This window comes from Intestinibacter sp. (assembly GCF_051866655.1).
Taxonomy (GTDB): domain Bacteria; phylum Bacillota; class Clostridia; order Peptostreptococcales; family Peptostreptococcaceae; genus Intestinibacter.
The window spans coordinates 1-6,239 of the sequence record NZ_JBJDXL010000126.1; the positions used below are offsets into that span (position 1 = coordinate 1).

Consider the following 6,239-nt stretch of genomic DNA (forward strand, 5'->3'; position numbering starts at 1 on the left):
ATATGTAATACGATAAACTTCAACTCCATAATTTTTATTATAAATCCAAGAATCAGGAGATTTTGGTTTAGTGAAACCGTAGTCCCATTTTCCTTGAATAGGAGTTCCGTCAGACCAATATCCTAGGATTTCATAGTAAACTGAAAGTCCTTTAGGAATATTTTTAAATAGAAAATTATGGATTCTTTCTCTATCTTTACTATACTCTCCAACTTCTTCTACTAATTCAGAATCCTGAATCATACTTCTTGATGCAAAGAAGGAATAATATCTTTCTTTATAACGTTTTCTTCTTAAAATCTTATCAAGAAAAGATTGATGTAATGGTTTATTAACTTTTAAATTAGCAGAGATTCCACTCGAACCATTAGTTTTAATAGAAATCTGAATTAAAGAATCTGGGCCTATCATGTAAGGCATTCTTTTTAATTGCACTGTATTTACATGATAATGAAATTGATCTTCCATTATATTATCTGTTTTAAATGAATCTTCTTTTTTATTTGGAGAATATTTTTCACATAAAATCATATTATTTACTCTGTCAAACAGAGTTATATTTTTATAGAAAAATTCTATATTATTAACATATCTAGATAATGAATCCGCAGGAATTATAAATCCCTCACTAATTTCTCCTTTAAGTTTTATAACTTTAACTCTACCTCTATCTTCAAATATCCCTATTGTAGTTTTATCTTCATTTAGAGATGGATTTCTAAATAGATTATTATCTCTTAGAAATTGCTTATTAATATAACATTCTATTGGAAAATAAATATACATTCCAGGTTTAGAATCTACGCTAGTAATAACATTAAAGCCATTAACTTTACAGCATTTTAATTTAGTTACTTCTGGATTAGAGTGAGGTCTAAATTCTTTAATTTCTACAAATTCTGCTACATAATTAATATCATAATTATCACTTAGATATATCATAATAAACTTTCCAAATACTCATAAGTTTTAATTCCTACAGCTTTCTCATTTGGAGCATTATCTTTAATAATAATTATTGTAGGAACATTTCTTACTGTTTGAATCCATTCATCTGGAACTCCTTCTGTACAATCTACTTCTTGATATTCTATTTCAGGATGATTCTGAATTAGTTTATCAATAATAGGTTTCATTACCTTACAAGGCCCACAAGTTTGTGTATAGAATTTAATTAGTTTCATAATTGACTAAATACCAATCATCAAGATTTTCTAAATACAATAATGTCTTATAATCTTTTTCCTTTAAAGAGACATCTATTAATCTATTTATAGCAGCATTAAATATAATCTCAGCAGTTTCTATTATCCTCTTATCTAATTCATAATTTATAGTAGCTTTCCATTTTCCTATTCCATTTGCTTTATATAAATCTGGAACTGAAACTTCTAAATCTTGAATTACATATTTAATTCCTAATTTAAAGGAAGCATGTCCAAATTTATCTCTATTTATGTGTTGTAGAGTAACATTCTTGAAATGCTGTAGTATTAAGTTATCCTGCATAAATAAACCATTCTTCGTTTAATATATCATACTTATCTATATAATCTAATTCCTCATAAACAGCTTGTTCTCCATCTATAGCAATATAAGTAAGATTTCCCTTGTCATCACTATAAACTTTAGTAAAATTAGTTAATATGAATTTATTATCTTTTAATAATATTCTAAAATGAGAGACATAATTAGTATTAGTTACTGATAGTCCATCTTTTAGAAACTCTAATGCTTGTGAGAAATCAAAGTATTTAGGAACAAAACTTTTATTCATAATCTCTAATACATTTTAAGACTGGTTGTAATGGAGTACCATCATCTGAATAATAAAAGAATTTAACGGTTGCCATTTTACCTACGATTTGATCAAGATTATTTCTATAAGCTTGTTTTAGTTCTCTACTTCCCATAGGTTTGGCCTTGAACTCTTTACCATCATCAGTAATACATGTAAAACAAAGATCCTCGTCTCTAAGTCCTTCAGATATTCCTGTTACTTGAAATTCTGCATCCTGATACATTTTTACCTTGATCATCTCATTTCCTCTACCTCCAAACTTATAATTCTTACTAGGATCTCTAATTACAACTCCCTCCCATCCTTCAGATACATATTTATCATGAAGACTCTTAATATTTAACCATCCAGATACTTTTACATGAGGAACCATTTGCATTTGAAGATCTCCTTCATTCCAAATGTGTTCAGGGTCAAATCCTAAACCTAATTCATCTTGTATTTCTTCTAGAATTTCTAGTCTATCTTTAAATGGTATATTAGGAATCATTACATCATAAATATAATATTCAAGCCAATCACAATCATAAGCATTTTTCTCTAATCTAGCTGCTCCACTAATCTGTTGCAGTGATTTTCCATGCTTATAAAGTTCTCCATCTAGTATATAATCTGGATGATTTTCAAAGAATGTAATTAATTTCTTATTAGTAATGAAATGTTGGCAAGCTGGATCATAATCTCCACCACCTCTACTTGCAGTTTTAATAACTCCATCTTTATAATAGAAGGAACATCTAGTACCATCTATTTTTCTTGAAGCATACCATTCCTTTTCAAAAGCAGAAGCTGCTACTTTATCAGCTTGTTTAGCTAACATATGTTTTTGAAATCCATTAGCATCAGTAGTAAATTCTGGAAGAATATTATCTAGATCTTCTAAAGAATAATTACTAATATCTTTCTCTAATAGTTTATATCCCTTATCTTGATATTTCTTTAAATGAGAATTATACTCTAATCTAGCTTGTTCAGTTACAGTTCTTTTAGCTTTACCTTTAGTAATAACTATCTCAGGATGATCTATAGCTTTTCCTCCATATTGATAAGTTTTTCTTCTTATCATGAATCCATTATAGTCATCTTCCCACTGATAACTTATTTCAACTACTCTAATTTTTCCTTTAGAGTCTCTAGATATTAATACATTCCCCCCAATCATTTAGATTTAGACTTATTTTTAGATTTAGATTCAATATTATCTTCTAAAATTTCTTTAGCAGTTATATTTGGACTTTTAGTATCAGTACTTCCAAATCCTCCTAAACCTCTATCAGTTATATCTAAATTTTCTACTTCTTTCCAAGCAATCGGCTCTACTTTATTAAGAATAGCTTGTGCGATTCTATCTCCTTGTTTAATTTCAAAGTTCTCTGAACCAAAGTTAGCTAAAATTACGCCCCAGCCATTCCTAAAATCACTATCTATAGTACCTGGTGAATTAAGACAGAATACACCTTTTTTAATAGCTGACCCACTTCTACTTCTTACTTGTACTTCATATCCTTCTGGAATAGCTGTAAATAAATTAGTAGGAATTAATGCTCTTCCTCCAGGTCTAATAGTTATAGACTCTATAATAGTTTTATCATTATTCCAAGTAATGAATGAATTATGAGCCATAATATTATCTGCACTAGAAAAATCTGCCATTAAATCACAACCAGCAGAACCAGAAGTTGCATATTCTGGTAATTTATTTTTAGATTTATTAATTACTTTTACTTCCATTTAATAAATTCTTTTATAGTTGTTAATTCTTTATCTTTATTTATTGATCCCCAAGTATGTCTATCTACTAGTTTATCTAATGGAATATTATAATAAAGATAATCTAACATAGCTTCCCATGTAGCTAAATCCTTTACTCCATCATTAGTTTTACCCCAATATCCAAAGAATATAATTAATTGCCATTTTCTAAATAGAGTTATTGATATATAGGGATCCCATTCATATCTAGGAGAATTATATTTATCTTTCCAACCTAATGCAGATATTCTAAAATCAATAAATTTATTTATATATTCTTGATATATAGGAAAACCAAAGAACCAAGTCATTCCTCCAGTATGTATTTTTATATTGGGAAATTTAAAATACTTTCTACACCTCCACCATATATAAAATGGATTATAATATTCATTCCATAGATGTATTCGAGTTTTTAAGTTCATTTTGTAATTCTTCTACTTTATTAAATAATAACTTATATTCTACAGCACCAGAGAATGATATGTCATCATAAGATTCCATGTCATAATCAAGATTTTTGTCCCAAATTGTAATACTTAAATTACTGTCGAAATCCTCTTCTATATATTTTTGTAGATTCTCTCTAGTAGGTTTATCTCCTTTAAGCCAATTTACATAATCTTCTACATCTATATCTAGATCTCCATAAACAGAAATATCATAATTTTTATATACACCTAGTTTCATATTTACTCTACTGTATAGTTATTACCAAAATCTTCAGGGGATAATACTTTAAGAAGTCTACTATCTTCATCAAATACTAAATAGTCACCAAAGTCTACATTTTGCCAACCATGTCTTTTGGTATTTACCAATGCTTGACCCTTATGGTCATCCATATTAGAATCTCCAATAAGAGATCTAATCTCCATATAACTATGAGGGCCAAATTGGATAGCACCTCTTTTTACTGGTTTGGGAATACAATTAATCATAATAAAATCTTTTTAAATTTACCACTCTGTTGGATTATTCATTAATTTCTTTATTTTTCCTGTTTCGCAATCTAATGAGAAAGGAACTCTACAGTCTAGACAAGCAAACTCCTTAGTAATTACTGGAAATCTAAGTTGAGTATGCCCAAATATATGATAATATCCTTCTAATAGTTTTTGAGTTTCACTATCTGATATATCCGCCCATATACAACTTCCTACATCACCATCTCCACCTCTATATCTATCTAAGAAGTTTAGACAATGTGCCAGTTTATCTAAGTCATAATTAATTAGATTGTCTATATTTAAATGGCATAATTTCAACCATTCTTGATACACACCTGCATGAGAGAATAGATACTCATCATGGATATAAATTAGTTGAAACAAGTCTATATTGTCTAAAAACAACTTTCTATACTCTTCAACTTTCCAAAAGCTACATCTAGAGCTTTTAAGCATTGCATGGCTTATATAATGACCGTCGTGATTACCTAAAAGCAAAATAACTTTATCAAGATTATCCTTTTTAAATTGAATAATCTCTTTAAAGTTATCTTCTTCAGTTTTTAGTAAGTCAGGAGAATATGGATCTAAATAATCTCCTAAAAATACTATTTTATCAAATTTATTTTTATGCTCTATAGAATATTTCCAAAAGGATCTTCCATGAACATCTGGATTAATTAATATTTTCATATATTTAATTGCTTAGAGTAATTAATCCTTCAAACATAGAAAAATATTTTTCTATTATATTTTCTGAATAATATCCTAAAGGAGTAGAGCCATTATCATCATCCTTATCCTCTTCTGGAATAAATATATAAAATCCTGATTTAGGTTTAGTAAACATTACTACATATCCATTATAAATACCTAAATATGGATAAATTCTACTTATATCAGCCTGATATTTTTCTGCTTTCATCTATAAAATCTTTTATATTATTAAATGTACATTCTCCAGTTTCACTATAAAATGCTTTTATAAGATTCTTTGTATCATCATAAATAGCACAAAATGGAGTTAATCTAGCTCCACAAGACCCTTTTAATTTAAAGGAATCTTTCTTTTCTTTATAGTAATCTTCATCATAAGAGATTAAGTCTATATTAGCATTATTAGTATAACTAAATAATTGCTTATAAAGAGTATCTCCTTTTCCTTCACAATATGCTAATTTTATTATCATATTAGTATATAAGCATTTCCTCTTGTTCTAGATAGAGCTACATATTGTAATTGTTGTAACTCATTCTTGTCCCAAACTGTATTTATATTACCTATATCTACAAATACATTGCCTAATGTAGTTCCTTGTGACTTATGTACTGAAATAGCATAGCCATAATTAAATGTTTTCTTCTTTATTACTCTATTATCATAATAAAGATCAAATAATGTGGCAAAGCTATTTATAGTATCAAAGTACTTTCTCCATACTACAGCAGCTTTTCTTCTTTCTTTTTTTAAAGAAATTGCTCTAAGTCTAGTAGTTTCTATAAAGTTTGCTAATCTTATAAGTTTCTTATTATCGTTATCTCTAGATAACAGAAATATACTATTAGTTACTTTATATACTGAATCATATAGATCTAAATTATATCCATCTACAACTTCTTCAAAATGAGGAATTATTATTTTAGTCTTAACTGGTTCATTTTTTATTATATAATCTAATGAATTATAAAATTTAAATCCATCAAATTCAAAGTTATCAGTTCCTACTAAAATCTCT

The 6,239-nt window shown here is 27.7% G+C and carries 13 protein-coding genes; all 13 read right to left on the reverse strand.

Annotated features, from left to right (window positions below; translation table 11 throughout):
- A partial coding sequence (locus ACI3VO_RS03350) for a hypothetical protein (protein ID WP_439756563.1) occupies positions 1-942 on the reverse strand: 942 nt, incomplete at its 3' end.
- Positions 939-1,184 carry a thioredoxin family protein gene (locus ACI3VO_RS03355; RefSeq protein ID WP_439756564.1) on the reverse strand — a complete coding sequence of 82 codons (246 nt, stop codon included), beginning with the start codon at positions 1,182-1,184 and terminating at the stop codon, positions 939-941. The genes ACI3VO_RS03355 and ACI3VO_RS03350, both read right to left, overlap by 4 nt.
- Positions 1,171-1,509, reverse strand: coding sequence for a hypothetical protein (locus ACI3VO_RS03360; RefSeq protein WP_439756565.1), 339 nt, complete (start codon positions 1,507-1,509; stop codon positions 1,171-1,173). Before ACI3VO_RS03360 ends, ACI3VO_RS03355 begins: the two co-directional genes overlap by 14 nt.
- Positions 1,499-1,777: a hypothetical protein gene (locus tag ACI3VO_RS03365; RefSeq protein WP_439756566.1), complete on the reverse strand. Its 279-nt coding sequence runs from the start codon at positions 1,775-1,777 to the stop codon at positions 1,499-1,501. The genes ACI3VO_RS03360 and ACI3VO_RS03365 overlap by 11 nt, the downstream gene beginning before the upstream one ends.
- On the reverse strand, positions 1,770-2,963 hold the full coding sequence (locus ACI3VO_RS03370) for an ATP-dependent DNA ligase (protein WP_439756567.1): 1,194 nt from the start codon (positions 2,961-2,963) through the stop codon (positions 1,770-1,772). The genes ACI3VO_RS03365 and ACI3VO_RS03370 overlap by 8 nt, the downstream gene beginning before the upstream one ends.
- Positions 2,960-3,532, reverse strand: a complete 573-nt coding sequence (dut, locus tag ACI3VO_RS03375) for a dUTP diphosphatase (protein ID WP_439756568.1) — start codon at positions 3,530-3,532, stop codon at positions 2,960-2,962. The genes ACI3VO_RS03370 and dut overlap by 4 nt, the downstream gene beginning before the upstream one ends.
- The gene (locus ACI3VO_RS03380) at positions 3,523-3,978 is read right to left on the reverse strand and encodes a hypothetical protein (RefSeq protein ID WP_439756569.1); all 456 of its coding nucleotides are present in this window, start codon (positions 3,976-3,978) and stop codon (positions 3,523-3,525) included. Before ACI3VO_RS03380 ends, dut begins: the two co-directional genes overlap by 10 nt.
- Positions 3,944-4,243, reverse strand: a complete 300-nt coding sequence (locus tag ACI3VO_RS03385) for a hypothetical protein (RefSeq protein WP_439756570.1) — start codon at positions 4,241-4,243, stop codon at positions 3,944-3,946. The genes ACI3VO_RS03380 and ACI3VO_RS03385 overlap by 35 nt, the downstream gene beginning before the upstream one ends.
- 2 nt (positions 4,244-4,245) lie before the next feature.
- The gene (locus tag ACI3VO_RS03390; protein WP_439756571.1) at positions 4,246-4,494 is read right to left on the reverse strand and encodes a hypothetical protein; all 249 of its coding nucleotides are present in this window, start codon (positions 4,492-4,494) and stop codon (positions 4,246-4,248) included.
- 18 nt (positions 4,495-4,512) lie between these two features.
- On the reverse strand, positions 4,513-5,196 hold the full coding sequence (locus tag ACI3VO_RS03395; RefSeq protein ID WP_439756572.1) for a metallophosphoesterase: 684 nt from the start codon (positions 5,194-5,196) through the stop codon (positions 4,513-4,515).
- Positions 5,197-5,200: 4 nt separating this feature from the next.
- Positions 5,201-5,428: a hypothetical protein gene (locus ACI3VO_RS03400; RefSeq protein WP_439756573.1), complete on the reverse strand. Its 228-nt coding sequence runs from the start codon at positions 5,426-5,428 to the stop codon at positions 5,201-5,203.
- Entirely contained in the window at positions 5,403-5,693 is a 291-nt protein-coding gene (locus tag ACI3VO_RS03405; RefSeq protein WP_439756574.1) for a hypothetical protein, read from the reverse strand. The genes ACI3VO_RS03400 and ACI3VO_RS03405 overlap by 26 nt, the downstream gene beginning before the upstream one ends.
- Positions 5,690-6,239, reverse strand: a 550-nt coding sequence (locus ACI3VO_RS03410; RefSeq protein ID WP_439756575.1) for a C-terminal helicase domain-containing protein, incomplete at its 5' end; no start/stop codon positions are given. The genes ACI3VO_RS03405 and ACI3VO_RS03410, both read right to left, overlap by 4 nt.

Bases quoted from the DNA above. Each gene is read 5' to 3' on its own strand.
- ACI3VO_RS03395 (WP_439756572.1), bottom strand. From the start codon at position 5,196: ATGAAAATATTAATTAATCCAGATGTTCATGGAAGATCCTTTTGGAAA.
- dut (WP_439756568.1), bottom strand. From the start codon at position 3,532: ATGGAAGTAAAAGTAATTAATAAATCTAAAAATAAATTACCAGAATAT.
- ACI3VO_RS03405 (WP_439756574.1), bottom strand. From the start codon at position 5,693: ATGATAATAAAATTAGCATATTGTGAAGGAAAAGGAGATACTCTTTAT.
- ACI3VO_RS03385 (WP_439756570.1), bottom strand. From the start codon at position 4,243: ATGAAACTAGGTGTATATAAAAATTATGATATTTCTGTTTATGGAGAT.
- ACI3VO_RS03370 (WP_439756567.1), bottom strand. From the start codon at position 2,963: ATGATTGGGGGGAATGTATTAATATCTAGAGACTCTAAAGGAAAAATT.
- ACI3VO_RS03390 (WP_439756571.1), bottom strand. From the start codon at position 4,494: ATGATTAATTGTATTCCCAAACCAGTAAAAAGAGGTGCTATCCAATTT.
- ACI3VO_RS03400 (WP_439756573.1), bottom strand. From the start codon at position 5,428: ATGAAAGCAGAAAAATATCAGGCTGATATAAGTAGAATTTATCCATAT.
- ACI3VO_RS03360 (WP_439756565.1), bottom strand. From the start codon at position 1,509: ATGCAGGATAACTTAATACTACAGCATTTCAAGAATGTTACTCTACAA.
- ACI3VO_RS03365 (WP_439756566.1), bottom strand. From the start codon at position 1,777: ATGAATAAAAGTTTTGTTCCTAAATACTTTGATTTCTCACAAGCATTA.
- ACI3VO_RS03380 (WP_439756569.1), bottom strand. From the start codon at position 3,978: ATGAACTTAAAAACTCGAATACATCTATGGAATGAATATTATAATCCA.
- ACI3VO_RS03355 (WP_439756564.1), bottom strand. From the start codon at position 1,184: ATGAAACTAATTAAATTCTATACACAAACTTGTGGGCCTTGTAAGGTA.